At 48.2% G+C, this 23,200-nt stretch carries 18 protein-coding genes and 2 pseudogenes; 16 read left to right on the top strand and 4 right to left on the bottom strand.

The features are described from left to right. Positions 1-413: 413 nt before the first annotated feature. A pseudogene (locus tag MKY01_RS30550) lies at positions 414-848 on the top strand (HNH endonuclease); the annotation flags it as partial. Between the two features lie 94 nt (positions 849-942). On the opposite strand, the pseudogene MKY01_RS30545 reads toward MKY01_RS30550, so the two are convergent. Then, positions 943-2,093 (bottom strand): annotated as a pseudogene (locus tag MKY01_RS30545) (IS3 family transposase). A gap of 307 nt (positions 2,094-2,400) precedes the next feature. Here MKY01_RS30545 and MKY01_RS30540 point away from each other — a divergent pair. Both MKY01_RS30540 and MKY01_RS30535 read left to right on the top strand, forming a co-directional pair. Then, a complete protein-coding gene (locus tag MKY01_RS30540) occupies positions 2,401-3,060 on the top strand; it encodes a TVP38/TMEM64 family protein (RefSeq protein WP_339284719.1) in 660 nt (219 codons plus the stop codon). Positions 3,061-3,127: 67 nt separating this feature from the next. After that, on the top strand, positions 3,128-4,207 hold the full coding sequence (locus MKY01_RS30535) for a DUF1835 domain-containing protein (RefSeq protein ID WP_339284718.1): 1,080 nt from the start codon (positions 3,128-3,130) through the stop codon (positions 4,205-4,207). 277 nt (positions 4,208-4,484) lie between these two features. On the opposite strand, the gene MKY01_RS30530 is transcribed toward MKY01_RS30535, so the two are convergent. Next, positions 4,485-5,003, bottom strand: a complete 519-nt coding sequence (locus tag MKY01_RS30530) for a cupin domain-containing protein (RefSeq protein WP_076320113.1) — start codon at positions 5,001-5,003, stop codon at positions 4,485-4,487. Positions 5,004-5,155: 152 nt separating this feature from the next. Between MKY01_RS30530 and MKY01_RS30525 the strand changes: the two genes are divergently transcribed. Further along, on the top strand, positions 5,156-6,157 hold the full coding sequence (locus MKY01_RS30525) for an NAD-dependent epimerase/dehydratase family protein (protein ID WP_339284716.1): 1,002 nt from the start codon (positions 5,156-5,158) through the stop codon (positions 6,155-6,157). A gap of 165 nt (positions 6,158-6,322) precedes the next feature. On the opposite strand, the gene MKY01_RS30520 is transcribed toward MKY01_RS30525, so the two are convergent. Continuing rightward, the gene (locus tag MKY01_RS30520; RefSeq protein ID WP_074092719.1) at positions 6,323-6,499 is read right to left on the bottom strand and encodes a CsbD family protein; all 177 of its coding nucleotides are present in this window, start codon (positions 6,497-6,499) and stop codon (positions 6,323-6,325) included. A gap of 192 nt (positions 6,500-6,691) precedes the next feature. On the opposite strand from MKY01_RS30520, the gene MKY01_RS30515 reads away from it, so the two are divergent. The 12 genes from MKY01_RS30515 (at position 6,692) to MKY01_RS30460 (ending at position 21,515) form a co-directional block, all read left to right on the top strand. After that, entirely contained in the window at positions 6,692-7,624 is a 933-nt protein-coding gene (locus MKY01_RS30515; protein WP_282319924.1) for a hypothetical protein, read from the top strand. Positions 7,625-7,661: 37 nt separating this feature from the next. Then, a complete protein-coding gene (locus MKY01_RS30510; protein ID WP_339284714.1) occupies positions 7,662-9,461 on the top strand; it encodes a sigma-70 family RNA polymerase sigma factor in 1,800 nt (599 codons plus the stop codon). Between the two features lie 691 nt (positions 9,462-10,152). Next, a complete protein-coding gene (locus MKY01_RS30505) occupies positions 10,153-10,599 on the top strand; it encodes a DUF1641 domain-containing protein (protein ID WP_017691658.1) in 447 nt (148 codons plus the stop codon). A gap of 24 nt (positions 10,600-10,623) precedes the next feature. Beyond that, complete coding sequence (locus MKY01_RS30500) at positions 10,624-11,805, top strand: NAD(P)/FAD-dependent oxidoreductase (protein WP_036606574.1); 1,182 nt, start codon at positions 10,624-10,626, stop codon at positions 11,803-11,805. Positions 11,806-12,121: 316 nt separating this feature from the next. Continuing rightward, positions 12,122-12,766: an SDR family oxidoreductase gene (locus tag MKY01_RS30495; protein WP_127550365.1), complete on the top strand. Its 645-nt coding sequence runs from the start codon at positions 12,122-12,124 to the stop codon at positions 12,764-12,766. A 55-nt stretch (positions 12,767-12,821) separates the two neighbouring features. Next, a complete protein-coding gene (locus tag MKY01_RS30490; RefSeq protein ID WP_339284712.1) occupies positions 12,822-13,577 on the top strand; it encodes a response regulator transcription factor in 756 nt (251 codons plus the stop codon). Further along, positions 13,574-14,950, top strand: coding sequence for an ATP-binding protein (locus MKY01_RS30485; protein ID WP_339284710.1), 1,377 nt, complete (start codon positions 13,574-13,576; stop codon positions 14,948-14,950). The genes MKY01_RS30490 and MKY01_RS30485 overlap by 4 nt, the downstream gene beginning before the upstream one ends. Positions 14,951-15,286: 336 nt before the next feature. Next, entirely contained in the window at positions 15,287-16,087 is an 801-nt protein-coding gene (locus tag MKY01_RS30480) for a PepSY domain-containing protein (RefSeq protein ID WP_339284709.1), read from the top strand. A 232-nt stretch (positions 16,088-16,319) separates the two neighbouring features. After that, on the top strand, positions 16,320-16,955 hold the full coding sequence (locus MKY01_RS30475) for a PepSY domain-containing protein (protein WP_339284707.1): 636 nt from the start codon (positions 16,320-16,322) through the stop codon (positions 16,953-16,955). Positions 16,956-17,317: 362 nt separating this feature from the next. Beyond that, positions 17,318-18,826 carry an RICIN domain-containing protein gene (locus MKY01_RS30470; RefSeq protein WP_339284705.1) on the top strand — a complete coding sequence of 503 codons (1,509 nt, stop codon included), beginning with the start codon at positions 17,318-17,320 and terminating at the stop codon, positions 18,824-18,826. Positions 18,827-19,060: 234 nt separating this feature from the next. Then, positions 19,061-19,846, top strand: coding sequence for an ABC transporter ATP-binding protein (locus MKY01_RS30465; RefSeq protein WP_339284703.1), 786 nt, complete (start codon positions 19,061-19,063; stop codon positions 19,844-19,846). 1 nt (position 19,847) lies between these two features. Next, on the top strand, positions 19,848-21,515 hold the full coding sequence (locus MKY01_RS30460) for a hypothetical protein (RefSeq protein WP_127551514.1): 1,668 nt from the start codon (positions 19,848-19,850) through the stop codon (positions 21,513-21,515). 377 nt (positions 21,516-21,892) lie between these two features. Here the strand turns inward: MKY01_RS30460 and MKY01_RS30455 are convergent, their stop codons facing one another. Further along, a complete protein-coding gene (locus MKY01_RS30455) occupies positions 21,893-23,107 on the bottom strand; it encodes a Glu/Leu/Phe/Val dehydrogenase (protein ID WP_164783435.1) in 1,215 nt (404 codons plus the stop codon). Positions 23,108-23,200 lie beyond the last annotated feature (93 nt).

Here is a 23,200-nt window from a genome sequence, read left to right as displayed (position 1 = left end):
AGCGGCGCCGCAAGCGTATTGCCGCGCTCGCGCCCGGCGCAGGGCAGGCCCGCAGCGTAGCTGCTGAGGCCCATGCGCCGGCCCTGAGCGACCGTGGCGATGCCACCACGGTCGCTACACCTACGGCGGCGGAGGCACAGCCTGCCGCCACCGGGCGCGAGCCCGGGCAAGCGCCGGGGGCTACTGCGGAGGCAGGGCCTCCTGCGCCCGTGCGCCAGCCTGGCTCGCCAGGGTCCAAGCCGCGCCAGGCGCGCAAGGAGCGTGCGCCCAAGGCGAGCGGCGAAGACGCTGCCCGCGGTGCATCTGGGCAGCGACCCGCGCATGCCAGCCGCAGCCACGGGGCTGGCATGGATGGCCGTCCCCGCCGCCAGACCCCGTCGGCCCCGGTAGCCATCGACCCGGAAGATCCGGCTTCGCTCCGGACCAACCGTCAAGGCATGGTACGGATGAGGGGGAAGACCGACAAGGGCAGACGCTGGCATCAGGAAGTGGACATGGAGCTTGCGGTCACGCTGGTGAAGGAAAAAGCCGCTGTGGTGGTCAATCGGTACACGATTCGCCGATTGTTCAGCAACAAGGATTTCAAACGGTATATTCTGACCCGGGATCACTACACCTGTTACTTCTGTGGATCGTACGGAGATACGATTGACCATCTGCTGCCGCGTGCCAAAGGTGGACATACCACTCCGCTCAACTGTGTCTGCGCCTGTAATCTGTGCAACCAGTCCAAAGCAGCGATGGATGCCGAAGAGTTCATGCGTTCCGGTATTCCCGAATGGAATGCTGCCCATCAGGCAGCATTGATTGAACTGGCCATGCAGGAAGCGCAGCTGGAAGAAGGATAAATGCCCCGAAGATGGAATCGGGGTTTTGATATAAAGAGCACACCAAGACTGGTCATAGCCCCGTCAAGTAGACAATAAAAAAAGAGAAACTCCATTAAGCGGCGACTTTTTCCCGGAATTCAATTGGGGAGAGGTCGCCGAGTTTGTTTTGGAAACGGTCCTTGTTGTAAAACAACATATACTCTGTAATTTGGTTCCTTGCTTGTTCCAGATTCTGAGGCTTCTCCAAATATAACTTCTCCGTCTTTAAGTGGGAGAAGAACGACTCAATACATGCATTGTCATAGCAGTTCCCACGCCGAGAATGGCTTCCTGTTAGCTTCTTCTCTTCAAGCAATTTGGCATAGCTCTGTGTTGTATACTGGAATCCCTGGTCGGAATGGAGTAAGGCCGGTCCACATTTCAGTTTCTTTACCGTTTCCATCACAAGTTTTAAGTCATTTCGCTCGGAGAGTTCCCAAGCTACAATCTCGTTGTTGTATAGATCCATCACAACCGAGAGATAAGCAAAATCATGCCCGATCCGGACATATGTAATATCCGTCACGAGTTTCTGCACAGGAGCTACCGCCGAGAATTCCCGATTTAAGACATTACGGAATAGAACTGACGGTTTCCGGCCAGCAAATGGACGTTTCTTGCGAATCACGGAACGAATCTGGAGTTCTCTCATTAAGCGGCGTACCTTTTTGTGATTCACCACGAGGCCTTCCTTTCCTAACGCGGTTCGCATACGTTTGTAGCCGAAATAAGGACGAAGCCGGTGAATGCCTAAAATATGTGCTTTTAGATCCGTATCCCGATCTGCTCGTTTCTCTCGGAGGACGATATTCTTCTTCCATTTGTAGTAACCTGCACGAGAAATTTCAGCAATTTTACACAACCAAACCACAGGTGCCCACTTACTTATTTCTCGAACGGACTGGCACCGGGCTTCGAAATCCAGCTTCCCTCTCCGTGCAAATTCGGATTGAGCTTTTTTAGATATTCTACCTGCGCTTTCAGATAAGCATTTTCTTCTTCTGCACTGCTAAAATGCTTCTTCGTCCAACGTCCTCGATAATCCTCAAAACTCTCTCCATTTTGGCTTTTACGTACCCAAGTAATAATCTGGCTCTCACTCTTAATACCAAACTTCTCCATGATCCGACTGTATGTCCAACCTTCTTCCAATCGCAGACGAACAGCCTCTTTCTTCGTTTCTTCACTATATTGATTAAAAGTTTGGCCCTTTTTCGCTGGCATAGCAAAAATCCCCTCCGGTTTTCAGTGTTGAGTTCATTTTAACATGATCTCTTTTTTTCACTGTCTACCTTGAGGGGATAATACCAGACCACAGAGGTCGAGGTGTGCTTTTTTGATTTAATTCTGATTTGGGTGGGAAGTCAGTTCGCTGTGCAATAATTTCTTCAAATTGACAACGGTGTTCATCGAAGATGTACGTTATACTGGGAGGGAGTTACTAAAGAAGCTTCATCATCCATATGAATGATGAAATGTATAGTGAGCATCAAGCCTGAGAACTTAGACTGTATAGATTGGATGGATGCAGATGACCCCGGCAGCATTAGACATTATGTCATATATTACGGAAGAAAATATTCGTTTCTGGCTGGAGAAGTTTCGCTCCCTGGGCCCGTTACCGGGAATTTTGCTTACGTTTATGAAATCATTTGTACCACCGCTTCCAACGCTTTTGATTGTGGGCGTAAACGGTGCGGTATACGGTCTGTGGGCAGGATTTATATATTCATGGATCGGTATGGTGCTCGGTTGTACTGTTACGTTCCTGATCGTACGGGAGATTGGGAAATCCGCTTTTGTAGAGCGATGGGCACGCAAACCTCGTGTGCAACGCAGCATGGTATGGATTCGAAGGAATGCATTCAGTTATGTTTTTCTGCTGAGTATCTTCCCGGTAGGTCCGTTTGTCATTATTAATGTGGCGGCAGGTATCGCACGAATGCGATTGTTATCCTTCCTGCTTGCGGTGGGCTGTGGTAAAGCGATCATGATCTTCTCTGTTACGTATATCGGTTCCAATGTGGAACAATTTCTGGAGCACCCAATACGCTGGGTAGGTGTATTGCTGTTTATTGCGGTATCCCTGTGGGCAAGCCGCAAACTGGAGCGACATTTTACCCGTTCATCGTCAGATGGTGAAGATCTACATGATCTGAATCAACCCTCTGGAAAATCGATTTCCTCATGAATAAAAGAATGATCAGTGCGAAGATATAGGATTTCAGTAATCTCGTTAGCTCGAAGGAGGACCCAGCATGAATGATAATATCTATGCATTCAGCCGAACGATAAATCGTATGAGTGAAGATGAACTTCGTTCAGTACTGCGTGTGCTCTATATGAAATCAGCACAAGTGGTCAAGCGGCAGGAAGAGCAAGGCGAAAAGGTGGATTTTGCGGAAGCGGTACAGTCACTGTTTCGGAATATGGATATCCCTTTTGATCTGGGGCGTCTGGAACAACAAGCTCTCTCCGAGGTCGACAAGCCAAATGAAATTCATATTACGTTTGGAGAATCACCTCTGAGTAGTCTGAAAATGGGAATGAGTACATTACCTGATCAGGAAAAACGGAGTTTTTTTTCTATAGATGATAATTATGCGGTAGGGCCGTTAGGTGATCTGACCCGGCGTGCAGACTTGCAACGCAGGCATCTCTGGCTGACCGAACGAATGTGTCTCAATGACCGTGAGGCATATGGCATGCATGAACTGGAATCATTATTTGAGCTCAACGCCACAATACAGTCCATTGATTCCAAGACGTCGATCATTATCTGGTATGCGAATAATGCACGGGAGAAGACGGGACTACTCTATGCCATGTATCTATTGCGGAACACCGAGAGTCCCATATATCTTATCGAAACGAGTGGCTTATATAAGCAATTATTTGATAGACCTGACGTTCAATACGATGTGCTCCACACAGGCGAGATTCTTCCGGAAAAGCTTCTGGCGATGTGGCACGTCTGCTCTGAGCAAGAGCCGCTGTCCAAGGGAGAACGCCGCCAACTGGAACAGGATTGGCTGGAACTTTCGGTACAGCCTGGGCTATTACGTATGATGGAGAATGGCGTGATTCGGAGCTTAACTGAAGATGCGTTGGACGAGTACATTATGCAGAAGGTGAGGGAACTGACACCGAACTGGGAGCCAGGCAAGTATATCCGAGCAGCTCGTATTGTGGGTGAAGTGATTGGTACAAGTAGCCAGCATATAAGTGATGCGTTCGTGGAGTACCGTCTACGACAACTGGTGCTGCAAGGCCAACTTGAAATGGATGGAAAGCCACTTGCAATGAGGTATTACAGTATTCGGCTTGCCGAGCGCTGAAAGGGACTAAGGCTGAAACGCACGGATAGAAAAACAAGCGACGAGATCGCGAAGTTTGAAATAAGACGGAAGATTTGAGCAGTTCCTTGCCCATATAGTAAGACGATCACGAAGAGTTCCCGATACCAGCTGTTCAGACTTAACACTTAAATAGATTGTTCCACCGGTGAGTAACTCCTACTTGTCCGGGGAACAGTCTATTTTTTCTCGTTAAGTACCGAACCAGCTTCGCTTGTGCATTGTCCAATAACATTCATCTTTATGATCCTCATTTGTATTATGATTTCTTCCCATTCCAGATTTCTAGTAGCGGTCCGTGCTGTCCATAGACCGGATCGGTAACCGGGATCGGAACCTTTCGAATTTCCTGAAGAGCCTTGGCACGATCGTCTTCCTCACCTGTGCGTGTGTTGTAACTCATGCCGCCCGGATAAGCACCGGCAATACGAAAATCAGTGCTGGACTCCAGACGTTTATGCCCTGTTCCAGCGGGAAGCACGACAACGTCGCCTGTTTGAAGGTAAACTTTCTGACCATTTTCTCCGCCTAAAATCAGTTTCACGAATCCACTCACCACAGCAAGAGCCTCATGAGCATTACTATGATAATGATGATAATTGAACACACCATTCAACCAGCTATTTCCCCATCCATTACGGTTCAGCAACGATTCTGCGTGAAGGGCCTCTTCAGCCCATACATTCTTATACAAAAGCACAGGCAGGGTCGGATGATTGGGAATTACACCGTCATCCTGAAGGAATAACGTCTCTATGTCCTTTTTCCGTTCATTCATCTCACATCACCTCACTATAAATTACCCGATAACCTCAAGGACGAACAAAAAACAATTGTAAAATGATACAAAATGTATCATTTTAAGGGTATACTCAGTACATAAACTCTCTTCAATGCACTCGTTGTATAAATCGCAAGGGGGAATCGTGTGTGAACATTGTGATTACAGGGGCTTCTGGATTTGTGGGATTTAATCTTTCACAGTATTTGGCGCAAAAAGGGCATCGAATTACCCTTCTGGATCGGGATGATTATTGTCAGAGGCTGGTTCATATCTCTCCTCTGCACGAGATGCCGTTCATCTGTTGTGACCTTGCAGCGGACCGGATTCATCTACCTCCAGGAACAGATTACATAATCCATTTGGCGGCCATGCCACACGTGGATTATTCGTATCATCAGCCAGGGGAAGTTTTCCGCAATAATACACTTAGCACACAGGCTATCCTGCAATATGCTACGGAACATCACATTCCAGTCTTGCTGGCTTCATCCGTTGAAGTGTATGGCGGCGATTGGGGCAGAGTCTATCATGAATCAGATCCGTATGCACCCGTCTCTCCTTATTCCGCGTCCAAAGTCGCGTGTGAAATGCTGGCTCACTCCTATGCTCAATGTTACCAGCTTCCAGTCAAACTCTTTCGTTTGACCAACCTCTATGGTCCATGGCAGTTGCCAGACCGTATTATTCCCCGAAATTTTGGTCGGATGTTGGACGGACTGCCTCTGGATATTCAGGGATCGGCAGTGCGTGATTTCTTGTATGTAGATGATGCCCTCCGGGCCATTGAACAGATCATGCTGAAAGGCAAAGACGGACAGGTCTACAACATATCAACAGGGCTTGGAACAACCATGCAGGAAATAGGGGAGATATTGAAACCAATGGATCGATCCGTAGCTACTGTAGAGATCCGGGAGCAAGAACCAACCCAGTCCAGAGGGTCGAGTCTGGTCGTACATTCAGGCAGATTGCGAGCGGAATTGGGATGGTTACCGCAAACCACGTTGGAAAAGGGATTGGAAAAAACTTTCCGTTGGTATCGGGAACATCCCGAATGGGTCAGACAGTTCAGCCGTGAATACCATACAACAAGGGAAACACGCAGTTTTATTATCGATATGGCAAGATACGCAGTTCCAGCAGTATAAAATGCACAAAAAAAGCCAGGGAAGGGTGTATTGAGTAACACCTTCCTTGGCTTTTTTGCGCCTCCGTCTCATTTTCGGATAGCTTCCGAACACGGACGTCAGGCTATTTTAAAACGATCTATTGCACGAAATCTTCGTGCTTTCTGAGTTTTACATCAAAAGGATCTAGTGATGATCTTTTTTAATGTCGGCAATTTTATCCTGTACAGCACCTTTGGCTTTGTCTTTTTTACCCTCAGCCTGAAGGGATCTGTTGTTGGTTGCATTACCGATCTGATCCTTCACTTCGCCTTTGGCTTTATTTACGCCTGCTTTGATTTTGTCGCCAGTTGAATTACTCATATCGAACATCTCCTTCGTTTCTGGTGTAGGCCTTATTAACCGGGATGTCCGCATTCTAAACGTTCACTATTTCATGGCGGTCAGAAATTTGTTCTGGATATTCTGTCAGAAATGATCTGTACGAAGAGTCAGTATAAGTATAGGCATTGCATAATTGCGTGCTTCATTAAAGGAATGAGAGGGTGTTATGATATGAGCAATTATATTGGAAATGGTGCGTATTGTTACGCCAATTCAGCTTCAATGCTTCTGTCGTCCATTGGAGAAAAGATAGATCCCGGTCTGCTTGAAACCATCGGTGGCTTTTCACTAGGGGCCTTTCGAACGCAGGAAGATATGCTTTTTTTTGATAACTGTACCTCCAGTCCTGATCTGGCCATCAGCAAGGCGATGAGCATTCTGGGATTTAGTGTGCGCGAAAGTGTGCAAGCACGGGGTACAGAGATACCTGTAGATGAGCTAAGAGAGGCTTTGAAGCAGGGCCCTGTGATGATGGGGCCGCTGGATATGGGCAAACTCGTCTACAATCCCAACTCTCCCAACCTGGGTGGTTGCGATCATTATGTAGTGGCGCTCAATATGAGGGGCGATGAAATATGCCTGCATGACCCGGCTGGATTTCCGAATGTCTTCCTGACACTGGATAAACTTGAGGAAGCATGGAAGTCTGAATTCCCATGGAGTAGCGGTGTGTATCGACGATGGTGGAGTCCTGAACGCATTGAACATCCTGATCTGGAGGAGATTAACCGCCGGGCTTTCACTTGGTTCAAATCAACCCTTACAGAACAGACCCATGATATTGCTGCACAGGAAGGACGAACCGGAGCTTCAGCCATTCTGCATAAGGCGGAACAGGTTCGTGCTGGAGCAATCGATGGTAATGAGTGGGCTCATTATGTGTATTTTGCTCTGCCAGTAGGCGCGCGTCGTGCCCATGATTATGGTTTGTTTTTTAACACAATCCATCCTGACCTTTCTGCTTTGAAATACGCACAATCCCGCCAATTCGGTGAATGCCAATCCCGTCTTGTCTCTCGGAACTGGGAGGCTGCTGCGACAATCATGGTGGCACTCGCGGAGACGGAAGCCATGATCGAAGCTTCTATTTTGAAGATGGAGTAATGAAAGTGAAGCGACGCTATAAGAAAGGGAGATATACATGGATGGATTAACTAACAATCGCCATATCAGGCCAGGGGAAGATGAGATATTAGAGGATCGGCAAAAGGAGCCGGATATCGCGCTTATCCAACGAGCCCAAACGGGGGATACAGAGGCCTTTGGAGAGTTGATTCACCGTTACCGTGGGCAATTGTTTCGTTATGTGCGAGCGCTTACGTATGATTCTTATCTCGCAGAAGACATTTTACAGGATGGGCTTATTCGTGCGTTCATTCATATGGGACAGCTTCAGAATGCTGAGCGTTTTATGGCCTGGATGCAGCGCATTGTGCGTAATCAGGCATACTCACATATGCAACGCCAAAAGCAGCAGCGGGAAGAACATTTTTCTTCGTTCTTTGCATTTGGATTTGGAGCCGATGATGCCTCATGGAGCGATCAAGACTCGCTCGACATGACGCTGAATCATCTTTTGAATGACTCAAATTGGAGATCGCAGGAGACAGGCTATGATCCGTATCAAGCTGTTGCTCAGCAGGAAATGAGGAACAATCTCCACAGGCTGTTGGGTTGTCTGAATGAAAGAGAACAACAGGTCTTCACATCATATTGGATGGAGCAGCTGTCACCGCAAGAAATGGCCTGCAAATTCAACCTGACAAGTGCCAATGTGTATCAAATTCTGTCCCGTTCACGTAAAAAAGTGTCTCAGCTTCATATTCATTTATCTGTAGAAGAAATGCTGGCCGAGTGGAATTCACTCGGGCAAAATCGAGTGACTCTGGAGGAACCCCTCTCGTTTCGGACTCCCCAAACCTGGAACTCGGCAGCAGCATCCATTCACGAGATGTTAGGTTATATCGGTCCATCTCCGTCTCTCCCCATGGTTATGGGGATGAGTGGACTTTCTTTTCGTTTGACCATCCTGCCTCAGGACATACATATTGCTGGACCTACCGCCTATAACTTCAAAGAGGTGCTTACAAGAGGATTGCAACATATGGGTTATCGTTCCCATGCGGTTGAGGCTTTGGCGAGCGAAGCGGGACTCAATGCCAATCTGGTCGATCCTTCGATGCTAGAGGAGAAAGCGAAGGGGAAAAGGTTGCTTAATCCAAGACTTGTTCAGGCCCTCTCCCTGATACGTTACGCCATTCATCGTGGAGTTCCGGCCGTCGTGTGGGACCTGAATATTCCTGAATTCGGGTTGATCTATGGCTATGATGATGCAGCCCGGACCCTATACGGTACCGATTTCACTAAATCAGGAACAATTCCCTATGATCATGTAGGCCGGGGCGTGAATCAGGAAGTATTTGTACTGGCAGCCGAATCAGATGGCATGATACGAGAAATGAACTTGCACGCGGCACTGACAGCTGCGTTGGCTCATTATCGTGGAGAGGACCCGTATACCTTGCCGAACACAGTCAGTGGTGTGGCTGCCTATGCAGTCTGGAGAGAAGCCCTACAATACAGACGGGTAGAACCGAACGGTCACGCTTATAACATTGCGGTTTTGTGGGATGCAAGACGTTATGCAAGTGAGTTTTTCAAAGAACTTTCTCTAAAGTGGGCTTCGACTGCCTGCTATTCCAACTTGATTCCATTCTGTCTTCAGGCAGAAGAGTTATATCGAAACATGTCTCAAAAGTTAAATACACTCGCAGAATTATTTCCTTTTCCAGATGGAGGACTGCCTAATGAGAAGCTTCATGCCGATCAGGCTATCTCGATACTGCTGAAAGTGGAGGAATTGGAGCGAGCCGGCATCGTTGCAATAAAAGCATTGCTTGAAGAAATGGATCAGTATTCCCCAGAAATAGTTATGGTTTGACCTAATTGTACCGATCAGATCGGGCAAAAAGTGAAAACAAGTATCAGGAGGCAGGACGATCCGTCAGGCCTTCTTTCTGTCTTTTTTTTTGCATTCGTGACGCAAGAGGTTCATACTTGAAATAGAAAAGATGTCTCAATGTTGGAATAAGGCTGAGCCCAACGCTGCATAATAACGACAGTGACCAATTTCGTTGCATGAAAATTGTGATATTGGAAAACAATTCCTGAACATTTGGATAAACAAATCCTTCCTTGTGTACATATCGCACATCTGGTCATATGTGATCTTGTCTTAATACCACATGTGGTAGGAATACGGATCTTGGACAGGAGGATCGGCGGCGTTAGCTTGCCTTCATGGGTTGACAAAAAAATCGATTTTGTTACAATGTTCACAATATCTTCACAAGTGTAAAAAATTTCTTTTTCATGTTCATGTGTAAGAGGTGTAATATAAGGGTATAGAGTTCGGTTTCGGCCTGCTTGTCGTTTTGTGCGTCAACACATGTTGTCCGCAATAGATCCAAGATACAATGCATGATACGGGAGTGGCCCCGAGCTACGCTCATCCTATTGTGTGAAATTTGGTACATTTAAATGTATTCGATGTATTTTGTGGTTCGGCTCTGCTTGACAGGCATCATGAAAGTCGCGGACTTCTATCCCAAAGTAAAGGAGGACTTTCTCTTATGTCACAATCGCCTACTCAACAAGAGGTGCCAGTTACAGAAGGTGCCAACGTTTCCGAGCGCCAGTCCTTGGACGTTCTGGATCAACTGATGAAGCCTGAGGTACAGGAGTCTTTAACCGTTCTGGTGGAGAACCTGCCTAAATTGGCTGAAATGGTTACTGCTATGACAAAAGCTTATGACTTTGCACAAAGTGTAGCAACAGACAAAGTTCTGATCAGCGACACAATGAGCGCAATGGGCGAGTTCGCTAAGCCTGTTGTAGACAAAGCTAAAGGTGTAGCTTCTGCTGCCATCGAAGCCAATGACCGTGCGCAAACAGAGCAAACTTCAGTTGGCTTGTTCGCTATGCTGAAAATGCTTAAAGATCCAAACGTACAACAATCGCTTCGTTTTGCTCAATCTTTCTTGAGCATCTTGAACGAGCGTCAACAACCGAAACGTTAAGACTTAGAAGAACGGAGGATGGATATGTCGAAGCAAATTTTGATCTTGGGTGGAGGATACGGCGGTCTGTTGACTGCATTGACTGCGCGTCAATACTTGTCTCCGGAAGAAGCGACAATTACTGTCGTGAACCGTTACCCTACACACCAAATTATCACGGAACTGCACCGTCTTGCAGCGGGAAGCATTGCTGAACAAGCAGTTGCTCTTCCACTTGAAAAATTGCTGCGTGGCAAAAACGTGAACTTGAAAATCGATACGGTGGATACAATCAAGCCGGACGAGAAGAAAGTTCTGATGACCAGCGGCTCCACATACTCTTACGATGCACTTGTTGTTGCCTTGGGCAGCGAAACGGCATTCTTCGGAATTCCGGGATTGCAAGAGTACAGCTTCACGCTCAAATCGGTTAGCGATGCAAACCGTATTCGTGCACACGTTGAAGCACGTCTTGATGCTTACAAACAGTCCGGCAACAAAGCAGACGCTACGTTTGTTATTGGTGGCGGCGGCTTGACAGGTATTGAGCTTGTTGGCGAATTCGCTGACCTGCTTCCTGCTGTATGTCAAGAAAAAGGCATCGACTTCAAAGAAGTATCCCTGTACACAGTTGAAGCAGGTCCTTCCATCCTGGCAGGATTCCCGCCAGAGCTGGTTGAACGTGCTAAATCAAGTCTTGAGAAACGTGGCGTTAACTTCATCGTTGGCGTAGCGATTACCGAGATGAAAGAAAACGAAGTTCTGCTGAAAGACGGCAGCTCCATCCCTACGAACACACTCGTATGGACAGGTGGCGTACAAGGCAACGCTGTTGTTGCTAACAGCGGAATTGAAGTGGATCGTGGCCGTGCGAAAGTTACGGAAGTTCTGCAATCTACTTCTCACAAAGACGTGTTTGTTGCTGGTGACAGCGCAGTAGTCTTCCCTAGCGAAGGCGCTCGCCCTTACCCTCCAACAGCACAATTGGCTTGGCAAATGGGTGAGACTATTGGTCACAACTTGGGCGTTATGTTCAAAGGTGGCGCAATGGAATCCTTCACACCAGTATTCTCCGGTACGCTGGGAAGTCTGGGTCGTAAAGATGCTGTCGGCATGATCGGTGGCAACCAGACTCGTCTGAAAGGTCTGCCTGCAACCATGATGAAAGAAGCAAGTAACATCCGTTACCTGGCTCATATTCACGGTTTGTTCGCACTGGCTTACTAATCTTAATGCCATTCAAGGGCGCCCTTTTGGGCGTCCTTTTTGGTTGTCACGATTACAAAGGATAACAGATATTCAGAATGAAAAAAGGTGCGGCAGAAGTGGTCGATGTGAGGTCGCGTATAAAGTACCTAGGGGATATGGCATATTAATGGGACAACGGAAGACTTCACATTTCTTAGAGGTACTGAACAGGCATGGACATGAAGCCGGCGCTTAGAAGCGCCGGCTTTCGTTTAAATTATAGGATGAGCATCTTTAAATAAAAGGAACGGGGAGCAACAACAAGCCATCCGTTCAACTGTGAGGAGAATGACGTATGAACGTTTTAGTTATAGGAGCAAATGGGCAAATCGGTAAGTTTGTGGTGGAGCAGCTGGCACAGGAAGGCAAACATAAAGTAACGGCTATGATCCGCAAACCGGAGCAGGCCGATGCACTGAAGGAACTCGGTGCAGATGTAGTGATTGGTGACCTGGAGGGTAGTGTAGAGGATTTGGCTGAGGCAATGAAGGATCATAATGCCATTGTGTTTACGGCGGGTTCTGGCGGATCTACCGGTCAGGACAAAACACTGCTTATCGATCTCGACGGTGCGGTGAAAACGATGGAAGCCGCAGAGCAGCAAGGAATCTCCAGATATATTCTGGTCAGTGCGTATGGCGCAGATCAACGGGAGAAATGGTCAGAGTCCATTAAGCCTTATTACGTGGCGAAACATTATGCGGATCGTGTGTTGTTTGCAAGTGATCTCAATTACACGATTATACGTCCAGGTGGTCTGAAGAATGAACCGGGCACAGGTAAGATCGCAGTTGGAACCGATCTGGAGCCAGGAAGCATCCCGCGTGAAGATGTAGCCCGCGTAATCGTGGCTTCTTTGCAGGAAGAGAAGACGTACCGAATGGCCTTTGATCTAATTGCCGGGGAGCATCCGGTTGAAGATGCCTTGGGCAAATTGTAGATGTTATTGTAAGATAACGGGAGAATGAAATGATGGGGATGAGGGGGAGCGCTGCATGAACGAAGCCGTGCTGGTCATAGAGGATGAGCCCAAAATAGCACGTCTGCTGGAACTGGAACTACAGTATGAGGGGTATCAGGTGGGCAAGGCTGGTAGTGGAACAGAAGGACTGGAGAAGTATGCTGAAGGACAGTGGGATCTGATTCTGCTGGATGTGATGTTGCCTGGTCTGAGTGGAATTGAAGTGTTGCGGCGAGTTCGGGCCAAAGATGCTACGGTTCCGATCATTATGCTCACTGCCAAAGATTCTGTAGAAGACAAAGTATCCGGCCTGGATCTAGGAGCCAATGACTACATCACCAAGCCGTTCCAGATTGAAGAGCTACTTGCCAGAGTTCGGGCTGCATTGCGGCTTAGTGCAGTGGCGTCTGTTGTTTCTTCCGCTTCTTCGTCTACACCTGCTGATACGGGGAATGACTCTTCTGGGCATAAGGATGAAGCTGAGGCGGGCTGGTTGACGGCTGCCGGGTTGAAACTAAATGAAGGAACGCGAGAGGTATCCCGAAATGGTGTGGCCATTGAGCTTACTCCACGTGAGTTCGACCTGCTCGTGTACCTGCTTCAGAATCAACGTCAGGTGCTCAGTCGTGATCAGATTGTGCAGGCCGTGTGGGGATACGATTATTATGGAGATACTAATGTGGTGGATGTGTACATCCGTTATGTGCGCAAAAAGGTGGATAACGGATTCACACCACCCTTAATACATACCGTACGGGGCGTAGGATACGTCCTGAAGGAACAGTTATGAGCCTGCGCAGTAAAATCTACGGATATTCGTCTGTATTATTTGCTGTGCTGTTAATCGCGGTGAACCTGTCGGTCTACATCGTGTTTGAACGGATGTCGATTGATAACGAGGTTAATCGGGTGGAAGCGGAAGCGGAGTCTATTGTCAAAGGAGTGCGTCAGTCTGCCGACTCCATTCCGCCGGATGACTTGTTACGGGCCTACGCGCCTGTGAACGGCATGCTCCGGATTGTTAATGAAGACGGCACCAGTTCCCCGGTGACAACAACAGCAGCTTCCGAGCAGCTGAGCAAGCTGCCTTATAAGTACGAAAGTGAGAAGAAATCGGAGTATACCCAAGTTGAACAGATTGGTTATGTGTGGGTATCAGTCCCGGTCATCTGGCCTGATGGCGAGGTGGTGAATGTACAAGTCACCGAGAGCATTGCAGAGACGGAGAATCGTCTGTCTGTACTGCGAACTGTGCTTGTGGCGGTCACGATTATTGCTCTCATTCCAGCCATTATCTCCAGCCGGATTCTGGCGAATCGAATGACCAGACCGATTCAGCAGATGACACGCACGATGACTGATATCCAGTCCAGTGGCCAATTCAAGCGTCTTCCACTGGAGGAAGGGTCTAAGGATGAACTGAAAACGATGGGACAGACGTTCAACCGGATGATGGATCTGCTCGAATCCAACTTTGAGCGACAGGAGCGATTTGTATCCGATGCATCTCATGAGCTCAAAACACCGCTGACCATTATTGAGAGTTACGCCAGTCTGCTACAGCGGCGAGGAAAAGAGCGGCCCGAGGTATTTGATGAAGCGGTAGAAGCGATTCTGTCCGAATCGGTTCGCATGCGAGAGATGACCGAGCAACTGCTACTGCTCGCGAAGCAGCCAGAGCAGTGGAATGTACAGTTGGAGCGTGTGGATATCACGAGACTGGCTACAGACTCGACACGTGCATTTCGCGAAGCCTATCACCGTGAAGTCCGGTGTGAAGATCCAGGTCCAATCTGGGCGATCAGCGATGAGAGTAAGCTGAAGCAGCTTTTGTTTATTTTGCTGGATAATGCCCGGAAGTATAGTGAGGATGCAATTGAAGTCAGGCTGGAAGCCAAGGGACAAGAGTGCCGTATTCGAATCGTGGATACCGGGATTGGTATGCGGGAGGACGAGCTGGAGAAGGTATTTGACCGATTCTACCGGGTTGATCCGGCCAGAACACGCAGCTTAGGCGCAAGCGGTTCAGGTCTGGGATTGTCACTTGCCAAAGAGCTTGCAGGGGCAGTTGGAGCACGGATCGAACTGACCAGCACCGAGGGTGAAGGCACCGAAGCTTCGATTATTTTGCCTTTATCGGTTCAGAACGGGCCGCTCTCATGAAATTCTCATTCTTCTCTTATATACTAAATAAACTGAACTAAAGATTGTTCACACTGACACTACGATGACAGAACAACCTTCCAATCGCTGTTATCCCCAGATTTTTTTGATTCCCTTTTCTCAAGGGGAAAATCCGGGGATAGCGTATGCTTCCGATGTAGCTTTCTTTCAGAAAGCTTTTAGGCGAACGCTTCGCTTTTTCAGGTTTTTTCTGTCCTCTCCGTTACTGTGTAAAAGATTAGTTCATTTTATGTAGTAGCCATTGGAAACTAAACTCAGACCGAATATATAACAGATGAACTCGGGCTATTGGGAGAGTTATAAGGGGGAAACGTGATGACAGAGCATGAGCAGCGACCACCGGAGATGAAACGGCATGAACAAGGGAACATTGGATGGGCGAAATCGCGAAGGTCACTCTGGTGGGGTGCAGGGCTTCTCGTTGTGCTGATTGTGGCAGTTGTGGTGTGGTGGAAGCCTTGGCAATCGACTGGTGCGGTACTTACGGCAGATGCGGCAGCACAATCGGTGCTTGATCAATATCCAGGAGAGATTGTAAATTCGACGTTGAAGGACGGGACGTATATCATGCAGCTCCGTTCGGAGACCGGCCTATATGATGTGCAAGTGGATGCCGTTACAGCTGCTGTGAATTCCATTAAACGGCTGGAGTCGAACCCGCAAGCGGAAGAGAAGACGTTATGGAGCCGCGAGCAGATCAAGACGGCGTTGTTAAAACAACAGACAGATAACCAATTGGTCTCGCTTGAACTTGTGGAGCAGCAAGGCAGTCCGGTATACACCGCGGTAGTGAAGGCAAAGGATAACAGTCGTGAAGAACTCACGATTGATCCATACACGGGAGAGACGATGGCTTCCAAAACAATAGCAGCCCCGACAACTGAACCAACCAAGGATGATCCCAAACCTCAGTTTCTGAGCGAGAAACAAGCCAAACAGAAGGCACTTGCGGAGGTTCCGGGGGAAGTGGACGACATCGAACTGCGTGGAACCAACAGCGGGAATCCATATTATCTGGTTGAAATTGATTTGGAGGATGGCCGGGAGGCTATTGTGCAAGTGAATGCCATCTCAGGAGCAATTCGTTCGGTGACTTGGGATGAGGACGATGATTAACATTTGTACAGGAATCCATTGAATATAGAGTTACACCTTGTTGGATAGATGATTCCTAATGTAGGGGTCATCTTTTTCATTTCTTTTAGATTACATACATAATGAACACTCATTAAATGAGCATTCTCTTCATTTTCTCATCAAATTCTAATCTAACTCTCGCTGATCTCTCATTCCTGCAGGTTATTCTATAAATGTAGACGAGAACGAAACAACAACAACGAGGAGATGAATGATGATGATGAACAAACATAAACTTTGGATTGGTAGCTTGTCAGCAGCAGTATTACTTGGTGGATCAGCCGTAGCGGCTAGCGGGAATGTGAACGGACAATCGGTGCAAACTACACCAACGTCAACAACACAATCTGTAACACAGAATCAGAACAGCACAGGTAAAATGCTGAATGCATCACAAGCAAAAGCGTTGGCGTTAAAAGCAGCCGATGGTAAAGTGGATGACGTGGATCTGGAGCGTAGAAACGGCCAAACGTTCTATGAAGTTGAGATCGACAGAAAAGGAACCAATGATGTTGTGGTTCGTCTGGATGCTTATACAGGCAAAATCCTTGCGGTCGTGAATGATGAAGACTACGATGATGACGACGATTATAAAGGTACTGCAACAGGCAACACGTCTAATAACTCTGCTTCCAAGCAGGTCAAATTGACGGCATCCCAAGCTTCAAACATTGCGTTGAAACAAGTTACGGGTGGTAAAGTAACCAAAGTCGAGCTGGATCATGATGATGGTCGCTATGTGTATGAGATCGAACTGAGAACCGCTCAAGGTGAAGCAGATGTAGATATCGATGCCAACACAGGTAAAGTGTTATCGTTTGACCAGGATTTTGACGACCAAGATTAAGCAATAAGGGCGAGTATACGCCGATAAAACATCATATAAAAACCTGCCTATGAACAGCCGCACACAGCTAGAGATCGTTACATCATGGAGGGGCAGGGCAGGTATAGCAGAGGACGCTTCGGGGGAAGCGTCTTTTTGCTGTTGATCGAGAGAGCGGAGTATAAAATTGTACATCTTCCGCCGGATTGTTCACTATTCGAGCAGGAACGTGGCGGATACAATCGGAATCAGGGAGGTGAACGCCCAGCCAGTATTGCCAGGAATTCTAATGCTGAAATGCATCATCGATCGAAGGCAGATAAGACATATCGATTTTATTTTATGTAAGCGCTTCATAAAAAAACATGGAGGTGCATTACGATATGGCTATGAACGATGGATGGTTGAAAAAGAATACACATTCACGTCGCTTTACCCGTCGCTTGAGTTATCTGCTTGCTTTGGTTTTGGCGCTGCAATCAATAGGTATGCTGCTTGCACCCGGACCGAATGCTTCAGCTGCTCCACTTAGTGTAACGAACGGGATACAGTTCAAGGATACCAATGGCAATGTCGTTCATGCTCATGGGGGCGGGATGATTAAGGCAAATGGGTATTATTACTGGTTTGGAGAGAACCGCAATACGAATGGAACGTTCAAGGCAGTGTCCGTGTATCGTTCATCGGATCTGAAGAACTGGGAGTATCGCAATGATGTGCTCACCAGTAGTTCGGCAGCCGAGTTAAATATCTCTAATATTGAACGCCCAAAGGTCATCTACAACAGTGCTACTGGCAAATATGTGCTGTGGATGCACAAGGAGAATGGTCTGGATTATGGCGAGGCCCGAGTGGCGGTAGCTACTTCGAATACGGTGGATGGCAATTACACGTATGTGGGCAGTTATCGTCCACTTGGGTATGATTCCAGAGACATGACGGTATACAACGATAACGGAACCGCTTATCTGATCTCTGCGACCCGAGTGAATGCAGATCTGAATATATATAAGCTGACCCCGGATTTCCTGGGTGTGGAATCCCTAGTCACAACGCTGTGGCCTGGACAATATCGTGAAGCACCAGCCCTATTCAAAAAAGACGGCGTCTACTTCCTGATCACCTCGGGTGCGACCGGCTGGAATCCAAATCAGGCCAAATATGCGACAGCCTCCAGCATTACAGGCACATGGAGCGGGCTTAGCAATTTTGGAGACAGCACAACGTATGGTTCCCAATCCACCTATGTCGTTCCTATAGAAGGTTCACAGACCACATCCTATCTCTACATGGGTGACCGCTGGGCTGGTGCATGGAGCGGACCGGTGCAGGATTCCAAGTATGTTTGGCTGCCCCTATCGTTCCCTAGTGGAACTAGTCTGGCGATGAACTGGGCCAGCAGTATTACGATTGATACAGCAACAGGGACTGTGACCGGAGTGAGTACACCGGATGTCTGGGACCCGAATGCTTCATATCAGCTGATTAGTCGTAAGAGTAACAAATTGCTAAATGTCATTGGGGGTTCTTCCGTCAACGGTGCGGACCTGGAGCAGCGAGCAGATGGGGGAACAACCAGTCAACAGTGGCAGATTACCGATGCGGGTGGCGGTTATGTCAAAATCATCAACCGTTCCAGTGGCAAGCTAATCGGTGTGGAGAATGGTGCCACGACGGATGGGGCTGTCATTGAACAGTGGAATGATGGTGGCTGGGCCAGTCAGCAATGGCAGCTTGTCCATGTAGGTGGTGGTTATTATAAACTGAAGAACCGCAGTACAGGCAAGGTATTGGATATCTCCAGTCAATCCCTGGCAGATGGGGCTGCGGCCATCCAGTGGACGGATAATGGCGGTACGAATCAGCATTTTCAGATTGTTAAGGTGCAGTAAGACGTTTTAAATATTATAAAATAAGGTACAACATAAAGTGGAAGCCCTTGTCTCTTACCATAAGGTGGGACAGGGGCTTTGTGATGTATTCACGCATGTTACGTGATGCTTTTACTCGAAGGGGATATCCAGACGATGGCTCATATCGTGACCTATTTCCGATCATTACCATCCCAATCTGTGGTAAACTAGTAGAATTGTAGAAAAAGATAGAGACAGGAGCTGGATAACGAAGTGAGTGAACAACAAGTGCTATCCATTGAAAGCTTGCGTATGAGATACAACGGACGTTATGTGCTGAACGGCATCGATCTGGAAGTGAATCGCGGTGAGATGATTGGATATATTGGTCCCAATGGGGCTGGCAAGAGTACAACGGTTAAGATTTTACTCGGGCTGGTTGAAGGATATGTAGGCACGGTGCGAATCTTTGGTAAAGATATTGCAGATGGGGATGTAGAGTATAAACGCAGAATCGGCTATGTTCCGGAGGTCGCGGAATTGTACGAACAATTAACGCCTGCGGAGTATCTGACTTTTACGGGAGAGTTATACGGCATGTCCTATGCAGATGCGGATTACAAAGCCAAGCTATTGATGGATTGTTTTGGAATGGAAAAATCATATCATTCCCGCATTGCATCCTTTTCCAAAGGTATGCGTCAGAAAGTGCTGTTAATCTCTGCGCTGCTACATGACCCGGATCTGTTGTTCCTGGATGAACCGCTCAGCGGATTGGATGCCAATAGTGTGATGGTGGTCAAAGAGATTTTGTCACAATTGTCAGCCAAAGGCACAACGATCTTCTATTCGTCACACATCATGGATGTGGTGGAGAAGATCAGCAGTCGAATTGTACTGATCGCTGAAGGACGCGTAGTGGCAGACGGTACGTTCAAGCAGCTTCAACAGCAATCCATGGAAGGTACGCTGGAGGAAGTATTCAATCAATTAACGGGCTTTAATGAGCACAAAGCCATTGCTGAGCGCTTTGTATCGATTGTGCAGGAGGTGTACTGATATGGAGGAATCCTCCGACTTCCGCACACTCAAGATTCTGGATCGCTTTCGTCCGCTTATCGCCAGAACAGGGGCGGATTATGATGTGCTGCGCCTGATCTTGCGAGTGAAGTTCCAGATGGATCAACGCAGAGTACCTACCATTTTATCCAACAATTCAGGGAAAAAAGAGCGCAAGGAAGGGAATCAGTTTCTTCGTTCCCTGTGGTTGTATGGATTAATGGGACTGATGATGGTTCCCTTCATCGTCTGGGATACGGGGCATTTCATGCTTCAGATGGGTCTTGTGTTTGGCATCTTAATGTTTATGATCATGACGTCTATGATCTCGGATTTTTCATCCGTGCTGCTGGACATCCGGGATCGCAATATCATTATGACTAAGCCCGTTAATGGACGAACGGTGGGGATGGCCCGAGCCATCCACGCAGGCGTTTATCTGCTATTGCTGACGGGTTCATTAACCGGTATACCGCTAATTGCCGCGTTGGTGACGCATGGGATCGGATTCTTTCTGATTTTCCTTGTGGAACTGATTCTGATCAATATGCTGATTCTGGTGACAACGTCTCTAATCTATCTGTTCATGATGAAGTTTCTGGATGGTGAGAAGCTGAAGGATATGATCAATATGGTACAGATTCTGCTTTCGGTAGGGATTGCGATCGGTTATCAGCTGGTCATCCGTTCGTTCAGCATTATTGATTTTGGTATGGTATTTACCCCGGCTTGGTGGCAGTTGCTGTTACCTCCGTTATGGTATGCGGCTGCATATGAATGGTTATTTGCAGGGGGCGGGAATGTGTGGATCTATACGTTCACAGCACTGGCAGTCTTGGTTCCTGTGGTGAGTATGATCGTATATGTGAAGCTTATGCCTTCCTTTGAATTGTATTTGGAAAAAATGGCACATTCGGGTCAGTCCTCCGGACGCAGACGTGGAAGATGGGATCGGTTGATCTCCAAGGTGGTCAGTCGTTCGAGAGAAGAGCAGGCTTGCTTCCGTCTGTCAGCCAGCATGATGCGTAATGAACGGGAATTCAAGCTGAAGGTGTATCCATCGCTTGGTTTATCATTTGTTTTACCTTATGTATTTTGGTTTACTGAATTGCAATCTTCTAGTTGGGCGGAGTTTAGACAAAGTTCGTTTGTATACACCTTTTACATCGTGCTGATGCTGGTTGTAACGGTGGTGGTCATGCTGAAATTTTCAGGACAATATAAGGCATTCTGGACTTTTCGGGCTGCACCGATGGCGAATGATAGCGCGTTATATAAAGGAGCTCTAAAGGCATTCTTATGCAACATGTTCCTGCCTATATTTCTGGCAAATGCCATTTTGTTTACCTGGACATTTGGATCACGGATACTGCCGGATATTGCGATTATTATGCTGACGGCTACGGCGCTTGTCCCACTGGCAGGCAAATTGTTGTTGCGTAAGCCACCGTTCTCCCAATCCTTCAGTATGGCGCAGCAAAGTGATGGTTGGTATGTATTCGCCGCCCTCCCTGTGCTTGCTATGTTATGGGGAGTCCATGTCTTTTTCCGATCAGTGTCGGGGGGCGTATGGATCTATGGTGCGCTACTGATCGTAGCGAATGTGTTGCTGTGGACGCTACTGTTTCAGGAGAAGAAGACAGCGAAGAAGAGGCCGGTTGCAGTTTAAGGAGTAGTAGAGTAAGAGAGTAAGAGCGCTAAACGATAAGAGAGGGTAAAAGAGCTAACCTGGACACGGATGTCGGGGTTAGCTCTTTTTGATAGGTGATACTCCCCCATAGATACTACCCCAAAGAAACCTTCGCCGCAGCGCTAACGAACCTGAGACAACCTATTCAGGGTCAAAATCTGAAATATAAATTCTAACGAACCTCAAGAACGCTATTCTTCAGAAAGTAGTTATTTATCTTGAAAAAGGACCAAACTATGCACAATAACATGTCTGAGATTCGTTAGATTTTAGATCCATGCTTAAAGGACCAAATAGCGTGTGTCAGGTTCGTTAGAATGAAGTAAAGCAGTGGAGGTTCCCCGGGAGGGGGCACCCTATCTTGTATGGCCTGAGCGGAGGATGGATTCGGCTAGCCGATCGGCTGCATCGGCTGTGGAGATCGCAGATAGCGCAGCTTCTGCGTATACTTTGCTTAGCGTGCCTGCAATCCCCGCCACCTTTTGGCGGATCAGGTCAGGCCCGGCGCCTTCCAGCTCGTAGGCGGTGGAGATGATTCCGCCTGCGTTGAGCACATAATCAGGCGCGTACAGGATGCCGCGCGCCTGCATGCGGCCTGCAACCAGCTGTCGTTCACTCAGCTGGTTGTTGGCCGCCCCGGCAACGATGGAGCAGCGCAGCTCCTCCACCGTTGCCGGGGTCAGTACGCCCCCTAGGGCACAGGGGGCGAAGACCTTGCAGTCAGCGGCGTGGATATGGGCCGGATCGGCCGAGATGGCGCCGCTGAACTGCACAAGGGCACGTTGTACACGCTCCGGTACAACGTCTGCCACAATGAGCCGTGCCCCGGCTACATGCAGGTAACGGCACAGGGCATACCCGACCTTGCCCAGTCCCTGGACGGCAACGGGAATGCCCTGCAAAGATGCAATGCCTTGCTGGCGCAGCGAGGTCACAATGCCGATGTGTACGCCGTAGGCGGTCATCTCGGCAGTGAAGTCATCCTGCGCCCCAAGCGAACCCGTGGTGTCCGTCACATGTGCGGTCTCCAGCCGGATCTGGTCCATGTCTGTCGCCGTGGTACCCAGATCAAGACCGGTCACGTACCGTCCATTTAGCCGCTCTAGACAACGACCCAGTGCGCGAAAGCGCTGCGCCCGCTTGGATACGTAAGTATCCCGATTTTTATCTTGTGGATGTGTCATCTCATCAGCGGCGACTTTCCGTTCAGCGGCAGCGCCCTTTTGCTGCTCTACCCCTAGATCTCCAGCGACCTGCTCAACACTTTGAGATCCGCAACCATCCTCATCCGGTTTTGTATTCTTGGCAAAAGGTACATCCCATATGACCACTTTCCCGCCACCATACGGTAGTCCAGAGATTGCATTTTTGTACGTCATGCCTTTGGCAAGCTTCACAGCATCCCGAACAGCTTCTTCCTCGGATGCATACGTCCAGTAGCGGCATCCGCCGAGCGCAGGTCCAAGGACCGTGTTATGAATGGCAATGACCGCCCTCAATCCACTATCTGCATCATGGCAAAAAATGAGTTCCTCCATGCCTTCCCGCTCCATCTCCTGCCATAACTGCATGACGGTACCCCCTTTTTGTTTTGACCCATCCATCCTGGTTTTGACCTGATATCCTGTGCCAGCGTGCTTGGCTTTATGATGATACAGCATATT

Origin of the sequence: Paenibacillus sp. FSL R5-0486 (assembly GCF_037975155.1) — a bacterium.
Taxonomy (GTDB): Bacteria; Bacillota; Bacilli; order Paenibacillales; family Paenibacillaceae; genus Paenibacillus; species Paenibacillus amylolyticus.
This window is presented reverse-complemented; position numbering and strand designations above follow the sequence as displayed.